The sequence below is a fragment of the Streptomyces cinnamoneus genome (assembly GCF_002939475.1).
Classification (GTDB): domain Bacteria; phylum Actinomycetota; class Actinomycetes; order Streptomycetales; family Streptomycetaceae; genus Streptomyces; species Streptomyces cinnamoneus_A.
Window position 1 is genome coordinate 6,412,060 of sequence record NZ_PKFQ01000001.1, and the last position, 18,877, is coordinate 6,430,936.

The 18,877-nt window shown below is 72.2% G+C and carries 16 protein-coding genes; 12 read left to right on the plus strand and 4 right to left on the minus strand.

From position 1 onward, the window contains the following. Positions 1-193 precede the first annotated feature (193 nt). The 9 genes from CYQ11_RS28155 to CYQ11_RS28195 all read left to right on the plus strand — a co-directional run bounded on the left by CYQ11_RS28155 (position 194) and on the right by CYQ11_RS28195 (position 11,616). On the plus strand, positions 194-928 hold the full coding sequence (locus CYQ11_RS28155; protein WP_099198739.1) for a Mut7-C RNAse domain-containing protein: 735 nt from the start codon (positions 194-196) through the stop codon (positions 926-928). 108 nt (positions 929-1,036) lie between these two features. Continuing rightward, positions 1,037-1,306, plus strand: coding sequence for a DUF1876 domain-containing protein (locus tag CYQ11_RS28160; protein WP_099198703.1), 270 nt, complete (start codon positions 1,037-1,039; stop codon positions 1,304-1,306). 256 nt (positions 1,307-1,562) lie between these two features. Then, entirely contained in the window at positions 1,563-3,278 is a 1,716-nt protein-coding gene (locus CYQ11_RS28165) for a sensor histidine kinase (protein ID WP_240003311.1), read from the plus strand. A gap of 62 nt (positions 3,279-3,340) precedes the next feature. Continuing rightward, the gene (locus CYQ11_RS28170; RefSeq protein WP_099198705.1) at positions 3,341-3,994 is read left to right on the plus strand and encodes a response regulator; all 654 of its coding nucleotides are present in this window, start codon (positions 3,341-3,343) and stop codon (positions 3,992-3,994) included. A gap of 264 nt (positions 3,995-4,258) precedes the next feature. Further along, positions 4,259-5,530, plus strand: coding sequence for a phenylacetate--CoA ligase family protein (locus CYQ11_RS28175; protein ID WP_099198706.1), 1,272 nt, complete (start codon positions 4,259-4,261; stop codon positions 5,528-5,530). After that, positions 5,527-6,822 (plus strand): MFS transporter, encoded by a 1,296-nt coding sequence (locus tag CYQ11_RS28180; protein ID WP_099198707.1) that lies wholly within the window; start codon positions 5,527-5,529, stop codon positions 6,820-6,822. The genes CYQ11_RS28175 and CYQ11_RS28180 overlap by 4 nt, the downstream gene beginning before the upstream one ends. Then, complete coding sequence (locus CYQ11_RS28185) at positions 6,819-7,961, plus strand: GNAT family N-acetyltransferase (RefSeq protein ID WP_099198708.1); 1,143 nt, start codon at positions 6,819-6,821, stop codon at positions 7,959-7,961. The genes CYQ11_RS28180 and CYQ11_RS28185 overlap by 4 nt, the downstream gene beginning before the upstream one ends. Next, positions 7,958-9,115, plus strand: a complete 1,158-nt coding sequence (locus CYQ11_RS28190) for a LuxE/PaaK family acyltransferase (protein WP_099198709.1) — start codon at positions 7,958-7,960, stop codon at positions 9,113-9,115. The genes CYQ11_RS28185 and CYQ11_RS28190 overlap by 4 nt, the downstream gene beginning before the upstream one ends. Next, positions 9,112-11,616, plus strand: a complete 2,505-nt coding sequence (locus CYQ11_RS28195; RefSeq protein WP_099198710.1) for an acyl-CoA reductase — start codon at positions 9,112-9,114, stop codon at positions 11,614-11,616. Before CYQ11_RS28190 ends, CYQ11_RS28195 begins: the two co-directional genes overlap by 4 nt. Before the next feature lie 210 nt (positions 11,617-11,826). Here the strand turns inward: CYQ11_RS28195 and CYQ11_RS28200 are convergent, their stop codons facing one another. From CYQ11_RS28200 to CYQ11_RS28210, 3 genes are all read right to left on the minus strand, one after another. Further along, a complete protein-coding gene (locus tag CYQ11_RS28200) occupies positions 11,827-12,261 on the minus strand; it encodes a nuclear transport factor 2 family protein (RefSeq protein ID WP_099198711.1) in 435 nt (144 codons plus the stop codon). A 115-nt stretch (positions 12,262-12,376) separates the two neighbouring features. Continuing rightward, entirely contained in the window at positions 12,377-13,036 is a 660-nt protein-coding gene (locus tag CYQ11_RS28205) for a response regulator (RefSeq protein ID WP_099198712.1), read from the minus strand. After that, positions 13,033-14,190, minus strand: a complete 1,158-nt coding sequence (locus CYQ11_RS28210; protein ID WP_205041787.1) for a sensor histidine kinase — start codon at positions 14,188-14,190, stop codon at positions 13,033-13,035. The genes CYQ11_RS28205 and CYQ11_RS28210 overlap by 4 nt, the downstream gene beginning before the upstream one ends. A 120-nt stretch (positions 14,191-14,310) precedes the next feature. Here CYQ11_RS28210 and CYQ11_RS29900 point away from each other — a divergent pair, with 120 nt between their 5' ends. The 3 genes from CYQ11_RS29900 (at position 14,311) to CYQ11_RS28220 (ending at position 16,522) form a co-directional block, all read left to right on the plus strand. Beyond that, positions 14,311-14,481: a hypothetical protein gene (locus tag CYQ11_RS29900; protein ID WP_181143814.1), complete on the plus strand. Its 171-nt coding sequence runs from the start codon at positions 14,311-14,313 to the stop codon at positions 14,479-14,481. A 152-nt stretch (positions 14,482-14,633) separates the two neighbouring features. Continuing rightward, on the plus strand, positions 14,634-15,533 hold the full coding sequence (locus CYQ11_RS28215) for an ABC transporter ATP-binding protein (RefSeq protein WP_099198713.1): 900 nt from the start codon (positions 14,634-14,636) through the stop codon (positions 15,531-15,533). Beyond that, a complete protein-coding gene (locus tag CYQ11_RS28220) occupies positions 15,530-16,522 on the plus strand; it encodes an ABC-2 membrane transporter-related protein (protein WP_099198714.1) in 993 nt (330 codons plus the stop codon). The genes CYQ11_RS28215 and CYQ11_RS28220 overlap by 4 nt, the downstream gene beginning before the upstream one ends. Positions 16,523-16,709: 187 nt before the next feature. Here CYQ11_RS28220 and CYQ11_RS28225 read toward each other — a convergent pair whose 3' ends face one another. Continuing rightward, on the minus strand, positions 16,710-18,524 hold the full coding sequence (locus CYQ11_RS28225) for an ABC transporter ATP-binding protein (RefSeq protein ID WP_398780446.1): 1,815 nt from the start codon (positions 18,522-18,524) through the stop codon (positions 16,710-16,712). Between the last annotated feature and the right edge of the window lie 353 nt (positions 18,525-18,877).

An 18,877-nucleotide genomic window follows, 5' to 3' on the forward strand; every position in this document is an offset into this window, starting at 1 on the left:
TTTTTCCGGTTGTGTCCTTCGGAGCAGCGTCCCCCGGCCTCTGGCCGCCCCTCCGCAGACACGCGCGCCGGCGGGAGCCCTGTCACCCGGACTGCGCACTGCGCCGCGGCCGCCCCGGACGGGCGGGTCCCGTGGCGGAACCCGCCGGGATAACCCTGGGCGCCACCCCCGCCGACGGTGGCATGCTGTGGGCGTGAACGGACCCGAGATCCAGCTGACCTTCGCCCCTGAGCTGCGGCTTTTCCTCTCCGCCGACCGCCGCCGGCCCGGTGCCGCCGTGATCACGGACGGTGTCTCCACGCTGGGGCACGTCGTGGAGTCCCTCGGCGTCCCGCTCACGGAGGTCGGCCGGCTGTGCGTCGACGGCCGGCCGGTGCCCGTCTCCCACGTCCCCGCGGCCGGGGAGAGCGTGGAGGTGGAGGCCGTCACCCGCCCCCAGGAGGTGCCGGGTGCTCCCCTGCGGTTCCTGCTCGACGTGCACCTCGGCACCCTCGCCCGACGGCTGCGGCTGCTGGGCGTGGACGCGGCGTACGAGAGCGAGGACCTCGGCGACCCGGCACTGGCCGCGCTCTCGGCGGCCGAACAGCGGGTGCTGCTCTCACGGGACCGGGGGCTGCTGCGCCGACGGGAGATCTGGGCGGGCGGGTACGTCTACAGCGACCGGCCCGACGAGCAGCTGCGGGACGTCCTGAGCCGCTTCGCCCCCCGCCTCGCGCCCTGGTCGCGCTGCACCGCCTGCAACGGCCCGCTCCAGGACGCCGACAAGGACGCGGTCCGCGAACACCTGGAGCACGGCACGCGCCGTACGTACGACGTCTTCGCGCAGTGCGCCGCCTGCGGGCGGGTGTACTGGCGGGGCGCCCACCACGCACGGCTGCAGGCCATCGTCGAGAGCGCCGTGAGCGAGTTCGGGGCCGCGGCCGTCTGAGGCCGTCGCGGGGCGGCGCCCGGCCGGAGCGGGGCGCCGCCGGGGGTCTCCGGTGTCGCATTCCGGCCGCCGGGTGCACGCTGGAGGGGTACCGCAGGAGGTGACCCCATGCAGACGATCGTTGGATGGCACGTCGAGGTCGAATTCGAAGAGGTCGATAAGCGGACGCGCGCGGCCTGCATGCTGAGGCTCCAGGACGGGACGGAGCTCCGGGCCCGCGGCCACGCCACCCGGCACCCGGACGACCCCGAGCAGCAGCGGGTCGGCGAGGAACTCGCGGCGGCCAGGGCGCTGAACGAGCTCTCCCGGGAACTGCTGAAGAAGGCGGGGCACGACATCGAAGAGGCCACGCACGTCGAGGCCCATCCGTCGATGTGACCCAGGCGGGTGCCGCGGTGTGCGGGCGACCGGGGCCGGGCCCTGCGCCTGTCGGGCGCCGGGTGCGCGGGTGACCGGGTGGGCGTGTGAGCGCCGGCTGGACGGGGCGGCGCCGGTGTGGCGTCGCATGGGCTGAGGGTGAAGCCGGTGAGGGGAAGGCGTTGCGCGCACGCTGGCGGGGGCGTCAACTTTCGTCGGGCGGCAACGCGACCTTCGGTGAATGTGCCGGACGGGCGGCTGTGCCTATGGTGCCGGGGTGGATGCGACAGCGTGGGCCCGTGACCTCCGGCGACGGCTGACCGACCCGGGGGAGTGGTCCCGGCGCCGGGTGGCCGGCGAGTGCCTGCTGGCCGCCGGGCTGGCGCTGCTCGCCGGGTGGGCGGAGAGCGGGGTCGGGCAGGGCTGGGCCCTCGCGGTGCCGGTGGCGTTCGCCGTCGCGGTGCTGGCCCTGGTGCGGCGCGCCCTGCCGACGACGGCGCTGCTCGCCGGCGCCGTGCTGTCCGGCGGTACGGAGAACGGGGCCGGCCTGCTGCTCCTGGCCGTGCTCGGCTGGTCGGCCGGGCGCAGGATCGACGGTGTCCTGCGGGCCCTGGCGGCCTTCTGCGTCTCCTTCGTGGTCTATGTGGCGCTGGGGCTCTGGCAGGCGGAGCAGACACCGGGGCTGGCGGTCCTCTTCTACAGCCTCTTCTTCCTGGTGTCCGTGGTCGTCCCGGGCCTGACCAGTCGCTACTGGACCCAGCGGCGGACACTGCTGCACACCCTCCAGCAGCGCAACGCGCAACTGCTGCGCGAGCGTCAGATGGTCGCGGGGCAGGCCCGGATGCGTGAGCGGCAGCGCATCGCCCAGGACATGCACGACAGCCTCGGCCATCAGCTGGCGCTCATCGCGGTGCAGACCGGTGCCCTGGAGGTGGACCGGACGCTGACCGGGCGGCAGCGCGAGGCGGTCGGGGTGCTGCGGGAGGCGTCCGTGGCCGCGATGCACGAGCTGCGCGAGGTGGTCGGCATCCTCAAGGACGGCACCCCGGACGAGGACCAGGCCGGGTCGAGGGTGGTGTCCGGCATCGGCGGACTCGTCGACGCGGCGGTGGCGGCCGGCATGAAGGTGAGCCTCGAACGGTCGGGGGAGCCGCGCGCGCTGGCGCCGGCCGCCGACCACGCCGGCTACCGCGTCGCCCAGGAGGGGCTGACCAACGCCGCCAAGCACGCGCCCGGTGCGTCCATCGCCGTGAGCCTGCGCTATGAGCCGGACTCGCTGCTGGTGGAGGTCGCGAACGGGCCCGTGCCGGAGGGCGTCGGGGCCCAGCCGCCCGACGCGGTGAGCGGCGGGCAGGGCCTGACGGGGCTGCGCGAGCGGGCCCGGCTGATCGGCGGCATGGTCTTCAGCGGACCCGCCCGGGGCGGAGGCTTCCGGCTCGCGGCAGTCATCCCCTATGACTCGGCGGAGGCCAGGGAGGCGCGGGTGCCGGCCTCCGGGGAGGCGACCTTCGTCGACGGTACGGACGACTTCTGGCAGCAGCCGGGGGCGAGGACTCCAGGAGACGGTGGACCGGTCATCGACCGGCTCGATCCGCGCGAGGAGTTCAAGGACATCGTGAGCACGAAGAAGAACAACGGTTGTCTGATCGGCTGTGGAGTCGTCCTCCTGATCGTGGCGGGCCTGGTGGCGGCGGCCCTGTTCGGGGCGGGCAAGCTCATGGAGGAGGCCGACAAGGGAATGATCGACCCCAGTGACTACGCGTCGGTCCACGTCGGCGACCCGGAGCGGCAGGTGCGGGACAGGCTGCCCTCGGGCAGTTCCTTCCTCACCTCCGACGTGCGGGGCAAGATACCGGCCGAGCCGGCCGGGGCGAGCTGCCTGGCCCTGTTGTCGAGCGACACCTCGCGGGGCCTGACCACCGATACCGTGTACCGCTTCTGCTTCAAGGACGGGAAGCTGTCGGAGAAGCGTGAGTTCCACGTCAAGAGCTAGGCAAGGTCAGGGGGGCCTTCGAGACCCCCTGGCGAGCAGCGACCCTCCCAGGAGTTGACCAGGTGATCCGCGTCCTCATCGCCGACGACGAGCCCCTCATCCGCGCCGGCATCCGGATGATCCTCACCTCGGCGGACGACATCGAGGTCGTGGCGGAGGCGGCGAACGGGCGCGAGGCGGTCGACCTCGCGCGCAAGCACCGGGTCGACGTCGCGCTGCTCGACATCCAGATGCCCGTCCTGGACGGGCTGACGACCCTCGCCGAGCTGGGGCGCACGGCCCCCGGCCTGCGGACGCTGATCCTCACCACCTTCGGAGAGCGGGAGAACGTCCTACGGGCCCTGAGGGAGGGAGGCGCCGGCTTCCTGCTCAAGGACTCGGCGCCGGCGGAGCTGATCGGCGCCGTCCGGGCGGCCGCCCAGGGGGACGCCTATCTCTCGCCGGCCGCCACCCGGCACGTGGTGGAATCCCTCGCCGCCGGAGCGGGGCCCTCCCGCGGAGAGGAGGCGCAGCGACGGCTGGCGGCGCTCAGCGAACGCGAACGCGAAGTGCTGGCCCTGCTCGGTGAGGGCCTGTCCAATGCTGAAACCGGCCGACGGCTGCATATGAGCGAGGCCACGGTGAAGACGTATGTAAGCCGCATTCTTGCCAAGCTGGAATGCGAGAACAGGGTGCAGGCGGCGCTGCTGGCGCGTGACGCAGGACTGGGGGTATGACGGGGCCGGAGGGGCAGAAAGAAAGGTTTCCAGCCACCTGCGCCTGACATGTGGTCAGTGATGTGGTGAATTTGCGATATCTTCTATGGCGTTCCCTCGTGACCGCGCGTCAGCTCCGATGCCGCGGAACGACGCTGGGAGAGCGGTATACGCCTCTCACGGAACACTCACAGGCACATGGCGGGCGCACCGATCGAACCCCGCCATGCATTGCCGTGCCGCACAGAGTCCCGCACTTCCCGTATTCACCTAGGCAAAGGCCGCATGCCCGTCCATCAGCTATCGGATCTCATTCGTTATAGCCGCCATAACTCTCCCTTTTACTCGGCGCTCTACGCGCATCTGCCTCCGGAGGCCGACCGGCTCGCCGACCTTCCCGTCGTCGACCAGGACGCCTTCTGGAAGGCCAACACCCTCCACGGCAACCGCGTCCTGACCGGGCCCCTCGCCGAAGCGGTCGTCTACAAGACCGGCGGAACCACCGGGGCGCCGAAGTTCTCCTGCTACACCCGGGAGGAATGGCGGGAGTTCGTCACCGCCTTCGGCCAGGGGCTCGTCGAAGCGGGCCTGCGCCCCGGCCACCGGGTGGCGGACCTGTTCTACGCGGGCGAGCTCTACGCCAGCTTCCTCTTCGTCCTGGACTCGCTCGCCCACGCCCCCGTCGACAACGTGCGCCTTCCCATCGGCGGCGGGGCACCCCTGGAGACCACCGTCCCCACGCTGGAGGACTTCGCCGCCGAGGTCGTCGCGGGCACCCCGACCACCCTGTGCCGGCTCGCCGAGCACGTGATCGCGACGGGACGTCAGCTTCCCTCGGTCGAGCTGTTGTTCTTCGGCGGCGAGGCGCTCTTCGACGACCAGCGCCGTCTGCTCGCCGCCGCCTTCCCGCACGCCGAAGCGCGGTCCCTCGGCTACGCCAGCGTCGACGCCGGCCTCCTCGGCCGCCCCGTACCGGGCCCCGACCCCCGTGTGCACCGCGCCTTCACCCCGCACACCGTCGTCGAGATCCTCGACGAGACGACCGGCGAGGTCATCGACGAGCCCGGCCGCCCCGGCCGCGTCGTGGTGACCCAGCTCTACCGCAAGCTCATGCCCGTCATCCGCTACCCCGCCGGCGACCGTGCCGAATGGGCCGACCCCGAGGCCGGGCACTTCCGCATCCTCGGCCGCGCCGAGGAAGGCGTGCGGGTGGGCCCCGTGTCCCTGTACTCCCAGGACGCCCTCGACGCCGTCGCCGAGGCCGACACCGAAGGCCGCATCACCGGCACCCAGCTCGTGGTGCGCCGCTGGGACGGCCGCGACGGGCTCGTGCTGCGCCTGGCCACCGCCCCCGGCGACGACGACCCGGCCGGCCTGGAGGTCCTCGCCAAGGCGGTCGTCACCGAGCTGGACGAAGCCCGGCCGCTGTACCCCGACAGCGTGCGCGCCGGCCACGTCCACCCGCTCGCCGTCGAGTGGGCCCGCCACGGCGACCTGGTCGTCAACCCCCGCTCCGGCAAGCTCGTCCGCGTCATCGACGAGAGGCCGACCGCATGAGTTCCCCCACCACCCCGGCGCGCCGCCTGCCGCTCGTCCTGCGCAACCGCGTCTTCGGCACGGTCTGGTTGGGCCAGGTCCTCACCCAGGCCGCGGTACGGATGTTCCAGGTCGGCGTCTCCTGGTGGCTGGTCGCCTACGCCGTCGACGGCGGCCGCGGCCTGGCCTCCGGGCTGTTCATGGCCGTCAGCACCCTGCCGGCCGTGGCCCTGGCGCCCGTCGTCGCCCGGACCGTCGCCCGCGTCAACCACCGCACGGTGCTGCGGGCCGCCGCCGGCACCGCGGCCGCGGCCGCCACGGCGCTGGCCGCCTGGGCGTACGCGAGCGACCTGCCGCTCGCCGCCGCCTACGCGGCCACGCTGGCGCTGGCCGGGTGCCAGGCGTTCTTCGACCCCTGCCTGACCACCTCCGTGCCCGAACTCGTCGACGACGAGGACATCGAGGCCGCGACCGGCTTCGAGCTGTCCACCCAGTCCCTGGCGAGCCTGGGCGGTGCCCTGCTCGGCGCGTTGATCGTCGACGGCGCCGGGATCGCCGGCCTGGCCGTCGGCTGCGCCTCGGCCTACCTGGCGGCCGCGCTGCTCCTCGCGACCGTCCGCTTCCGCTCGCAGGCCGCACCGGACGCGGCCGGCGAGGACGGCTCGGGGACGCCGCCCCGGCGGACGCTCCGTCAGATCCTGGCCGGCCTGCCCTTCGTCCGCCGCATCCTGATCTGCTTCACCGCCGCCAACCTCTTCACCACGGCCGTCTTCGTCGTCATCCCGCTCTACACCAAGTCGGTGCTGCACGACGGCGGCGGCACCGTCGCCCTGCTGGAGGCGTCGCTCGGCACGGGCACGCTCATCGGTTCGTTCACCGGTGCGCGGGTCCCCGGCCGCCCCACCGTGCTCGGCTCGTACCTGCTGGGCGCGATGGCCGTGGCCCTCGCGGTGCCCGGACTGGCCGCCGGACGGCCCGTGATGGCGGGCAGCCTGGTGGTGGCCGGCTGGTGCGTCGGCGTCATCGGGGTGCGCTTCGTGGCCCTGTTCCAGCGGCTCGTCCCCACGGCCGACAAGCCCGGCTTCTTCGCCGTCATGCAGGCCGTGCTGGGAGCGACCTTCCCCGTCGCCTCCCTGCTGTTCGGGCTGCTCGGCGACCACCTCTCGGCGCAGACCCTGTGCCTGGTCCAGGCGGCCGGGCTCCTGCCCGCGGCCCTCGCGCTGGCACTGCTGCGCACCGGGTCCGACAGCGCCGGCCCCGAGGAACAACCATCGGGCGCCGAACCGCTCGTGGCCACCGGAGGAGAGCGATGACCACCACCCTCGACCGCGCCACCCCGGCCGACATCGCCGACCTGCGCCAGCTCTACTACGCCGTCTACGGCCCGCACTACCCGACCGCCCTCGGCACCGACCCCGCAGAGATGTCCCGGCTGATCGCCGACCCGCACACCCTGTGGCTCGTGGCCCGCTGCACGCGCACCGGCGGCCTCGCCGGCTCGGCGGCCGTCCACGGCGAGCCCGGCAGCCGCATCGGCCGTCTCGAAGGCCTCGCCGTGCACCCCGAGCACCGCGCCGGCGGGCTGGCCGGTGCCCTGACCGACGAACTGTGCCGGCGCACGCTCGGCGAAGGCCGCCTCGACTCCGTCTACGCCACCGTACGGACCGTCAGTGCCGGTCCCCAGCGCGTCGTCTCGCGCAACGGCTTCCGCCCCATGGGCGTCCTGCCCAACGCCGTCGACCTCAGCAGCCGTGAAAGCCTCGCACTCTACGCGCGTCACTCTCCCGGTGTGCTGGACCGCCGCGTCCCCGTCCCCGAGGTCCCCGCACCGCTCGTCCCGCTGCTGCGCACCGCGGAGCGCACCCTGGGCGTCGACTACGCCCACACCCGCGCCACCGCACCCCTCGCGGCGCCCGGCGCGCCCCCGGCGGGGCGGCTGGAGATGATCGAGGCACCCGGCTTCGTCCGCCGCCGCTTCCACGAGCGCTTCCCCGACGCCGGCCAGTGGTTCTACCCGCTGCACACGCCCAACGCGCTGCTGGTCGCCGACGACGGCCGCTTCGAGGTCTACGCCTACCTCAACCGCACCGGCCGCTACTGCGCCCTGGTCGCGGCCCACCCCGGCCCGGCCGCCGCCGCCGACTACCTGGAACCCATCACCCGCACCCTCACCCGGGCCGGCACGGGCTACGTCGAGGCGCTGCTGCCGCTCGCGCAGCACGGCCTGCTGTCCGCGTTCCTCGCCCAGGGCTTCATCCCCAGCGCCCTGTACCCGGCGATGCGCCCGGAGACCGACGGCGACGGCTTCCACGACTACGTGGTCATGACCCGCACCGCCGAACAGATCGACTTCCGCGGCGTGGTCGTCGACGCCCCGCTCCAGCCCTACCTGGACGCCTACGTGTCGGCCTGGGCCGCCACCTACCTGCCCACCCTCGAGGTCGCCCCATGAACCCGATCAACCCCCACCTCGCACCGGTCGACGTACCCGACCCGGCGGCGCTCGCCGCGGTCCAGGAACTGTGCGACCTGACCGACCCCTACGCCGGCGGGCCGGCCGTGGACGAGCTGTTCGCCGCGGCCATGGCCGAGTCCCACGCCTGGCACGCCGAACGCTCCCCGTTCTTCCGGAGCCTGTACGAGCGCACGTCCCCGGCCGAACCGTTCCGCGCGCCCCTGGTGCACGCCAACTTCTTCAAGCGCCACGAGGTGCTGTCCATACCCCGCGACGACGTCCATCTCCACCTGACCTCGTCCGGCACCACGGGCCAGAAGTCGCAGATGTTCTTCGACCAGTGGACCATCCGCTCCGCCCAGCGCATGGTGGCCCGCATCTTCGAACGCAACGGCTGGATCATCCCCGACCAGCCCGTCAACTACCTGCTCTACAGCTACGAGCCCGCCCGCGACCTGAAGCTGGGCACCTCGTTCACCGACAACTACCTGTGCGACTTCGCCCCGGCCCGCCAGGTCGAGTACGCCCTGCGCCACACCGGCAAGGGGCACGAGTTCGACCCCTTCGGCTGCGTCGCCGCCCTGCGCCGCTTCGAGCAGGACGACGCCCCCGTGCGCATCCTGGGCTTCCCCGCGTTCCTCTGGTTCACCCTGGAGCGCATGCGCGCCATGGGCCTGCCGCCCCTGCGGCTGCCCGAGGGCTCCCTGATCGTCCTGGGCGGCGGCTGGAAGGGCCACACCGACCAGCAGATCGGCAAGGACGAGCTGTACGCGCGCGTGACCGAGCAGCTGGGCATCCCCTCCGAGCGGATCCGTGACACCTTCGGTTCCGTCGAGCACTGCATCCCGTACATCGAGTGCGACCGCCACCGCCTCCACGCCCCGGTCTGGTCACGGGTGTTCATCCGCTCCACCCGCACCCTCGAACCCCTGCCGTACGGCGAGACCGGCTACCTGCACCTCGTCTCGCCCTACATCACCTCCGTACCGGCGCAGAGCGTCGTCATGGGCGACCTCGCCTCGCTGCACCCGGGCGAGGAGTGCGGGTGCGAGCTGAACACCCCCTGGTTCACCCTCCACGGCCGAGCCGGGGTGAGCCGCAACAAGAGCTGCGCGGTGGCCGCCGCCGAACTGATGAAGGGCATGTCGTGACGACCCCGACCGTGCAACACCACTACTGGCAGGGCGCGTTCATCGACGACGCGGAGGCGGAGCGCCGCCTCGCGGATCTGCCCGCCGCCGTGGAGGCGGCGCTGGCCGCGCCGCTGGAGACCGAGACGGTCCTCGCCGCCTGCGAACGGCTCGCGGCGGTCCTGGCCGACCCCGCCCACCCCACCCACCTCCGGCTGGCCGGGCACCTGCCCGAGGGCGAGGACGGCGCCCTCCTCACCGAACTGGCGGCCTTCCTCAGCCGCGCCGAGCTGACCCGCAAGCTCCGCCGCGAGCTCGGCGGCACCGCACCGCAGCGGCTGAACCGCCCCGACGCCAAGGAGACCGTCTACGAGGCCTGGGCGCCCGTCGGCATGGTCGCCCACATCGCCCCGGGCAACGCCGCCACCGTCGCACCCCTCAGCCTCGTGGAGGGCCTGCTGGCCGGCAACGTCAACGTCCTCAAGACCAGCGGCGGCGACACCCTCCTGGCCCAGCACCTGCTCGCCGAGCTCGCCGCGCTCGACCCCACGGGAGCCGTCGCCGAGCGCGTCATCGTGCTGCGCTTCTCCTCCTCCCGGCAGGACTGGCTGAGCCTGATGTGCGCGGCCGCCGACGCCGTCGCGGTCTGGGGCGGCGAGGCCGCCGTCGAGGGCGTGGCCGCCCACGTGCCGCCCGGCTGCCGCCTGGTGGAGTGGGGCCACAAGATCTCCTTCGCCTACCTCACCCGGGACGCCTGGCAGGACCCGGCCGCCCTGACCGCGCTGGCCCGCGACGTCTGCCTCCACGAGCAGCAGGCGTGCTCCAGCCCGCAGGTGGTCTACCTCGACACCGAGGACCGCGACGAGGTCCTCGCCTTCGCCGAGCGCTTCGCGGCCGTGCTGGCGGACGTGCCGCCCGCCGAGCGTGCGGACGCCCTCGACGCCGCCGAGGAGGCCGAGCTCACCACCACCGAGCTGATCGCCCGCCTTGAGGAACACCTGGACCTCACCCGCGTCATCACCGCCCCCGACGGCTCCTGGCGCGTCATGGCGGACACCCGGCCGGCCCTCACCGCCTCCCCGCTGCACCGCAGCGTGTGGGTCAAGCCCCTGCCCCGCAAGAGCGTTCTGCGCACGCTGCGCCCCATGCGCCGCTACCTGCAGACCGCGGGCATCGCCGGCAGCCGCGGCGACATCGCCGAGCTGTCCCGCCTCGCCCTGGCCGCCGGCGCCACGCGCGTCACCCCGCTCGGCGAGATGCTGGGCAGCTACCCCGGCGAGCCGCACGACGGCGTCTACGCCCTCCAGCGCTACAGCCGCCGCGTGGCCGTACGGGCCGACGAGCGCTTCGCCACCACCGCCTGCCTCGACGACCTCACCCGCCCCGCGTCCTTCCCGCCGCCGGCCGGACCGCTGCTCGACAAGGCCGCCGTCCAGGAGCTCAACGACTCCGTCGACCGCCGCGACGCCGAGCTGTACTTCCGCAGCGGCGGAAGCACCGGCACCCCCGCCCTGTCGCTGTTCACCTACGACGACTACGACACCCAGATGCACGCCGCCGCCCGCGGCCTGCTCGCCGCCGGCTACGACCCCGCCCGCGACCGCACCGCCAACCTCTTCTACTGCGGCGGCATGTACGGCGGGTTCATCAGCTTCTTCTCCATCCTGGAGCGGCTGGGCGGCGTCCAGATGCCGATGGCGGCCGGCACCGACCACCGCGCCACGGCCGAGGCCCTGGTCGCCTACGAGGTCGACACCCTCTTCGGCATGCCCTCCTACCTGTGGCAGCTCCTCCACGAGCAGGCGGACCTGCTGCGCTCGTACGGCGGCATCCGCAAGATCTTCTACGGGGGCGAGCACTTCACCGCCGAACAGCGCCGCACCCTCACCGAGACCTTCGGCATCGAGGTCATCCGCTCCATCACCTACGGCAGCACCGACCTCGGCCCGCTCGGCTACCAGTGCACCGAGTCCGCCGGCGGCGTCCACCACCTGCACGCCGACCTGCACACCCTGGAGATCCTCGACGTCGACGCCGACCGGCCCGTGCCCCCGGGCGAGACCGGCCGGCTGGTCTTCACCACCCACGCCCGCCGCGGCCAGAACCTCGGCCGGTACGTCATCGGCGACCTCGGCCGCGCCCTGCCCGGCCCCTGCGCCTGCGGCAGCCGCGCCCCGCGCTTCGAGCTCCTCGGCAGGCTCGGGGACGTGATGCGGGTGGCGACGTACTTCCTCAACTACCGGCGTTTCGTCGCCATCGCGGAGGAGACCTGCGGATACGTGGGAGAGACGCAGGTGCTGCTCGCGGCGGACGGCTCCCGTGAACGGCTCACCGTGCGCGTCGAGCGCACGGACACCACCCCGGAGCGGCTGCGCGCGGCCCTCCTCGCGGGATACCCCGAGCTGCGCTCGGCCGTCGACGAGCGGTTGCTGGACCTCGCCGTGGAGACGGCGGACCCGGCCGGCTTCGCTCGCACGGCGGCGAGCGGGAAGCTGCGGGCGGTGGTGGACAGCCGGCTGTAGACGACGGACGGGGCTGCCCGGCCCGAGGCGACCGGCGCGGTCCGGGCCGGGCAGCCGGGGGGTGCGAGCAGGGGGACGGCCCTGCCCGCACCCGAAGGGCGACGCGTGGGAAACGCGTCAATGTCCGCCTCACCTGGGGTGACGACAGCAGCCCCACGTACACCTACCTGAGTGTGCAGTCGGACCTGAGCACCAGGCTCATCTCCGACATCAAGGAGACGGACGGCTGACAGACGTCAGCGGCTCGTAACAGTCGTAGTTGTGCTGGGCGACGATCCTGCCGTCGCGGAACCGGAGGAACGTGGCGATGTGGGCCCGCAGCACGTGCCCGGCGGGCAGCTCACCCAGCGGCACGGCGAGGGTGCCGGACCAGGTGACCTCCAGCGCCACCTGGTCGCCCATGGCGACGGCGTTGACCACGTCGAAGTGCTGCCGGCAGAGCACCCTGCGGCCCTGCTCCGCGGCGGCGAGGATCTCCGGCAGTTCACGGACGACGCCGTCGGGGAAGAGGGCGTTCGGCAACTCCCGGTGGACCGCGTCCTCGTGGAAGAACCGGGCGAGTTCCTCGCCGGTCGCCCAGCGCGCCACCGCCTGGTGATAGCGCACGGCCGTCTCGATGTTGGGGTGCCGCTCGAGTTCCGACATGGGGCAACTCTAGGGGTGTCCGATGGCCCGTGCTGCCCCAACGGACACCCCCTGGCGGCGGCCCCCACCCCCACCGGCCGGGCGGAGGAACCCGGGCCGCCGTCGTCCCGACGGATCACGCCGAGCGGATGAGCTGGCTCTCCCAGGCCCAGGCCGCGATCTCGACGCGGTTGCGCAGCCCGAGCTTGGTCTGGACGCTCGCCACATGGCTCTTGACCGTGCTCAACGAGATGAACAGTTCGGCGGCGATCTCCTGGTTGGTCCGGCCCCTGGCGATGGCCTTGATGACCTCGATCTCCCGTTCGGAGAGCCGCTTCACGGGCCGGGTCGCCGTCTTCGACGGCTTCACCGGTGCCAGGTGCTGGAGGAGCCGTACCGTGATCGACGGGGAGATCAGCGCCTCCCCGGTGCTCGCGGCCCGGACGGCCTCGATGAGCAGGGTGGGCCCCGCGTCCTTCAGGATGAAGCCGACCGCACCGGAGCGCAGCGCCCCGTAGACGTATTCGTCCAGGTCGAAGGTGGTCACGATGACCACCTGCAGGGGGTTGACGACGCCCGGGCCCGCCAGCGCACGGGTGACCTCGATGCCGTCGAGGCGGGGCATCCGGATGTCGACGAGGCACACGTCGGGACGCAGGCGGCGGGCCAGGTCGACCGCCTCGGCCCCGTCGGCAGCCTCGGCAATCACGGTGATGTCGGGCTGGTCCTCCAGGATGAGGCGCAGACCGCTGCGCACGATCGCCTGGTCGTCGGCGATGAGGAGCTTGATGCTCACGGGCGCTCCCCGGCGGCGACGGGCAGGGTGGCGTGGATGGACCAGCCGGCCTCGGAGCCCGGACCGGCCCGCAGCGTGCCGCCGAGGGTCTCGACCCGTTCACGCATCCCGATCAGGCCGAACCCGCCGCGGTGCGGGTACCGGGCCGGGGCCGGCGGGGCGTCGTCGGTGATCTCGACCGTGATGCCGTCCGGGGCGTGCAGCACGTCGACGGTCGCCGTCCGCGCGTGCGGCGCGTGCCGGGCGATGTTGGTCAGCGCCTCCTGCACGATCCGGTAGACCGTGGTGGTGACCTCCGGCGACCACGCCGCCTTCTCCTCCGGCAGGTTGAGGCGGACGGCGGGACCGTGTCCGTGTCCCTCGAAGCGCCGGACCAGCTCGGTGAGCCCCTCGGGCCCCGGCGTCGTCCCCGCCCCGTCGTCGGTGTCCCGCAGCAGGCCGACCACGCGGCGCATGGCGGTCAGCGCGTCCGTACCGGCCTGCTCGATCCCGGTCAGCGTCTCGTCGAGGGCCTCCGGTCTGCTGCGGCTGACGATCTTGGCGGCCTGGGTCTGCAGGACGATGCCGGTGACGTGGTGCGCGACGATGTCGTGCAGCTCCCGGGCGAGCGCCAGGCGCTCCTCGCGTCGCACCGCCTCGGTGGCGGCGTGGCGGCGGTAGTCCAGCCACCGCAGCCACGCGCCGACGCCCAGCGCGACGGCCCAGCCCACCGCCCCGAGCTGGAACGGCCCCTGCCACACCCCGGACTCCGGGTCGATGCTCAGCCAGTCGACCGCCATGGCCGCGACGCCGCCGACCGCGACCGCCGCCGCCGCGCGCAGCGGCAGCGCCCGGACCGCGCTGCCGCCCAGCACCAGCAGGGCCAGCGCGGAGGCCGCACCGGGTTCACGGGGCAGGTCCGCGACCTTCGCGACCACACCCGCGCCCCCGGCGACGACGATGCCGACGACCGCCGCGCCCACCCGGTGCCGTTCGCGGACCAGGGCGGCCGCGCACACCACCAGGCTGACGCAGAAGCCGAACAGCCACTCGCGGTCCTCACGGGCGATCTGCCGGGCGAAGACGGCGAGCGTCACCGCGAAGGCCAGGCCGAGTCCGGTGTTCGCCAGCGTCCACAGCCGCACGGCCGGCCGGTTTCCAGTGTTCACACTCACGCCGTTCAGGCTACGGGACCGCCCAAGGCCCGCCGGAGTAGCCGAAAGTACGATCCGTTCACCACCCAACCGTGCTTTCGGCCGGTGCGACGGCCGGGCCGCGCACAGCACGCTGATCCCATGCTTACTTCGCACGCATCCAGCGTCCTCGCCGCCGAGTCGGGCGTCCACTACAGCCCGCTGTTCTACATCCTCTGCGGCGTCGTGGTCATCGCCTGCTTCATCGTCTTCTTCACGGTCGGCCGCTTCCTGCTGCGGCTCAAGGACCGCCGCTCGCGCGGCGGATCGTGATCCTGGTCGTCACCGGACACCGCGTCGGCTCGCCCCGGGCCGCTGCGGGACCACGCCGCCGGCCCGACCGGGCCGGGTCGGCGGAGCGGGGCCGATCCGACCAGCCGGGGTCCCGGTCACCAGGACCCCCGCAACCGACTCGAGGAAACACAATGACTCCGGTACTGGAAGCCCATGGGCTCGGCAAACGGTACGGCCGTCGCCAGGCCCTGACCGACTGCCACCTGAACATTCCGCAGGGACGCGTCGTCGGCCTGGTGGGGCCCAACGGCGCGGGCAAGTCGACGCTGCTCCAGCTTGCCTGCGGGCTCATCGCGCCGACCGAGGGCACGATCAGCGTGCTCGGTGCGCGCCCCGCCGCCGACGCGGCGCACCTGGCGAAGGTCGGCTTCGTCGCCCAGGACACGCCGGTGTACGCCGGGCTGTCCGTCGCGGAACACCTGCGGATGGGCGCCAAGCTCAACCCCTCCTGGGACGCGCCGCTGGCCAAGCGGCGGATCGCCCAGATCGGCCTGGACCCCCGGCAGAAGGCGGGCCGGCTCTCCGGCGGTCAGCGCGCCCAGCTCGCCCTGACGATCGCCGCCGCCAAGCGCCCGGAACTCCTGATCTTCGACGAGCCCGCCGCCGCGCTCGACCCGCTCGCCCGGCACGCGTTCCTGGAGAACCTGATGGAGTTCGTCGCCGACCTCGGCGCCAGCGCCATCCTGTCCTCCCACCTGCTCGGCGACGTCGAACGCGTCTGTGACTACCTGATCGTGCTGTCCGAGTCCCGCGTCCAGGTCGCCGGTACGGTGCAGGACCTGCTGGCCGCCCACTACCGGTTCACCGGCAGCCGCGGTGACTTCACCAGCCTGCCCCCCGGGGTCGAGGCCATCGAGACCGACAACACCCTGAGCGGGAGCGCCGTGATCGTGCGTGCGGACGGGCCGTTGCCGCCCGTCGGCTGGAACGTCGAGAAGATCGAGCTGGAAGAGCTGGTGCTGGCCTACATGACCCGGGCGAACTCCGGTTCCGTCCGTCCCGCTTCGATGGCTTCGGAGGCGCAGCGATGATCTGGCTCACCTGGCGCCAGTTCCGCACCCAGATCCTGGCCGCGCTGGCCGTGGTCGCCGTGATCGGGATCTATCTGGTGACGCTCGGCATGCAGATCCGGGACAAGCACGACAGCGTGCTCGACCAGTGCCGCAGCCACGGCAACTGCCCGAGCCTGCTGGCCTCGTTCACGGACCAGTTCCACGTCCAGGTCTCCATCCTGGGCTACCTCCTGATCGTCATCCCGGGCATCATCGGCATGTTCTGGGGCGCTCCCCTGATCACCCGCGAGCTGGAACTGGGCACCCACCGCCTGGTGTGGAACCAGAGCGTGACGCGCAAGCGCTGGCTGGCGGTCAAGCTCGGGTTCGTCGGCCTGTGCAGCATGGCCGTGACCGGCGCGCTCAGCCTGCTGCTGACGTGGGCGGCCGGCCCGTTCGACCAGGTCCAGGCGGACCGGTTCACGCCGATCCCGTTCGCCGCGCGCAACATCGTGCCGGTCGCCTACGCGGCCTTCGCCTTCGTGCTCGGGGTGACGCTGGGCCTGTTCATCCGCCGCACCCTGGCGGCCATGGCGGTGACGCTGGTGCTGTTCGGCGTGGTGCAGGTCGCCATGCCGAACATGATCCGGCCGAACCTCGTCACGCCCGTCAGCTCGACGGTCAAGCTCACGCCGACCGCGCTGGAATCCCTCAGCTTCCTCGGCCAGTACGGCGACATCGGCGGCCTGAAGGTGCCCAGCGGGGACTGGGTGGTGGAGACCAGCCCCATGCTCAACTCCGCCGGGAAGAACATCGGCCACACGGCCATGTACGCGAACTGCATCAACAACTCGGTCCAGTCCTCGATGCTCAAGTGCCTGGCGGACGCCGACCTGCACGTGGAGGTCAAGGAACAGCCCGCGAGCCGCTACTGGAAGTTCCAGTGGTACGAGGCCGGGTTGTTCGCCCTGGTCACGGCCGTGATGGCGGGACTGTCCTTCTGGCGGATCCGCGGCCGGCTCAACTGACGGTGCTTCCCCCCCCCGTCGGCCGACGGCCGACGGCGGGGGAGGCGGTTCCCCCGTACGACCACGGCCTTCCGGCCGGATGCGCGGCGTCAAGCCCGCACCCACCGGAAGGCCGTGGTCGTTCTCGCCGGGCTCCGTGCTCCGTGCTCCGTGCTCCGTGCTCCGGCCGCCGGCCGGCCCGGTCCCGCTAGCCGGCCGCCGCCGGGTTCGCCGCGGGCCTGCCGACCGGGCGGGGGTCGCCGTCGCCGTTCTGGCGGGCGAACTGGGTGCGGTAGAGCCGTGCGTAGTGACCGTCCGCGGCGAGCAGTTCCTCGTGGGTGCCGCGCTCGCCGATCCGGCCCGAATCGATCACCAGGATCTCGTCGGCCTCGCGGATGGTGGACAGGCGGTGGGCGATGACGAGCGAGGTGCGGTCGGCCAGCGCCGTCTTCAGCGCCTGCTGGATCGCCGCCTCCGAGGCGGAGTCGAGGTGCGCGGTGGCCTCGTCGAGGACGACGACGGGCGGGTTCTTGAGCAGCAGCCGGGCCAGGGCGAGCCGCTGCTTCTCACCGCCGGACAGCCGGTAGCCGCGATCGCCGACCACGGTGTCGAGGCCGTCGGGCAGCGCCGCGACCGTCTCGCCGATCAGCGCCGCGTCGCAGGCGTCGAGCAGGTCCCGCTCCGAGGCGTCCGGGCTGGCGTAGAGCAGGTTGGTGCGGATCGTGTCGTGGAAGAGGTGGACGTCCTGGGTGACGATGCCGACGGTCTGGTGCAGCGACTCCAGCGTCACGTCCCGTATGTCGTGGCCGTCGATCCGCACGACGCCGGAGACCGGGTCGTAGAGCCGGGGCACCAGGTGGGTGATGGTGGTCTTGCCGGCGCCCGACGGGCCGACCAGAGCGGTCATCTGCCCGGAACGGATGCGGAAGTTCAGGTCCCGCAGCACCATGGTGTCGCCGTCGCGTTCCGGAGTCGGCAGCGCGATCGACTCCAGGGAGGCGAGCGAGACCTCCCCGACGGCCGGGTACCGGAAGGAGACCTGGTCGAACTCGACCTCGGGCGCACGGCTCCGGCCGTCGCCGGCCGCGCCGGCGGCGGCCGGCAGGGCGCGGGCGCCGGGCCGCTCGATGATCAGCGGTTCGAGGTCAAGGATCTCGAAGACCCGGTCGAAGCTGACAAGTGCCGTCATGAAGTCCATCTGGATGTTGGACAGTTGGTTGATGGGACCGTAGAGCCGGGCGAGCAGTGTCACCATGGCGACGAGCGTGCCGATCTGGAGCGTGCCGTGGACGACCAGGCTCCCGCCCAGACCGTAGATCATGGCGGTCATCAAGGAGGCGAGCAGGGTCGCCAGCACGAGGAAGGAGCGTCCGAACAGGGACTCCAGAACGCTGATGTCCCGGATCCGGCCCGCCCTGGCCGCGAACTGCTCCGACTCCCGTGCGGGCCGGCCGTAGAGCTTGGCGAGCATCGCCCCGCCCACGTTGAACCGCTCGTTCATCATCGAGCCCATCTCGGCGTCGAGTTGCATCTTCTCCCGGGCCAGTCGCTGAAGTCTGTGTCCGACTTTCTTGACGGGTAGGAGGAACAAGGGGATCATGACCAGCGCCGCGATGCTGATCTGCCAGGACAGGTAGAACATGGCCGCGATGACGAGGGTGACGGTCAGGACCGTCGAGACTGTCTGCGAGAGCAGGGAGGAGACGGCTTCCTGGGCTCCGATGACGTCCGTGTTCAGCCTGCTGACCAGCGATCCGGTCTGTGCCCGGGTGAAGAACGCGAGCGGCTGGCGCTGGACATGGCGGAACACGGTGGTCCGCAGGTCGTAGACGAGCCCCTGACTGATCCGGGCGGAGAACCAGGTCTGGGCGTAGACCGCCACCGCGTCGACGAGGGCGAGGCCGGCGACCCCGAGGGACAGCCACACCACGACCCCGAGTTCCTCCGGGACGATGCCTTCGTCGATGACCGCCTTGAGGGCCAGCGGACTCGCCGCGGTGATCACCGCGTCCAGCACGGTCATCACTATCAATATGACCAATGCGACGCGATAGTGCCTGGCATACGGGAGGATCCGTCTCACGGTGCCGGGCTTGATCTTCTGGTCGGTGATTTCATCACCGATCCTGGGAAGAAGCGATCCCGAGATGCGCATGCGAAACCTTCCGTGTCGGGTGCCTGGGGCTGCGGTTCATGCCTCGAAGGGGCGCAAAGCCATTGACGGGGCGGCTGTTGCCTTGCTTAGTATCAGTACCTTAAAACCTGGCCGTGTGCGAGAGCCTGACGGAGACGGGACGCCGGACCGGCTTCGGCGTGACACATCGAGTGAGGGGCCCAGCGCCCGACACGGATTGTGGTAATCGCGAACACCTATGA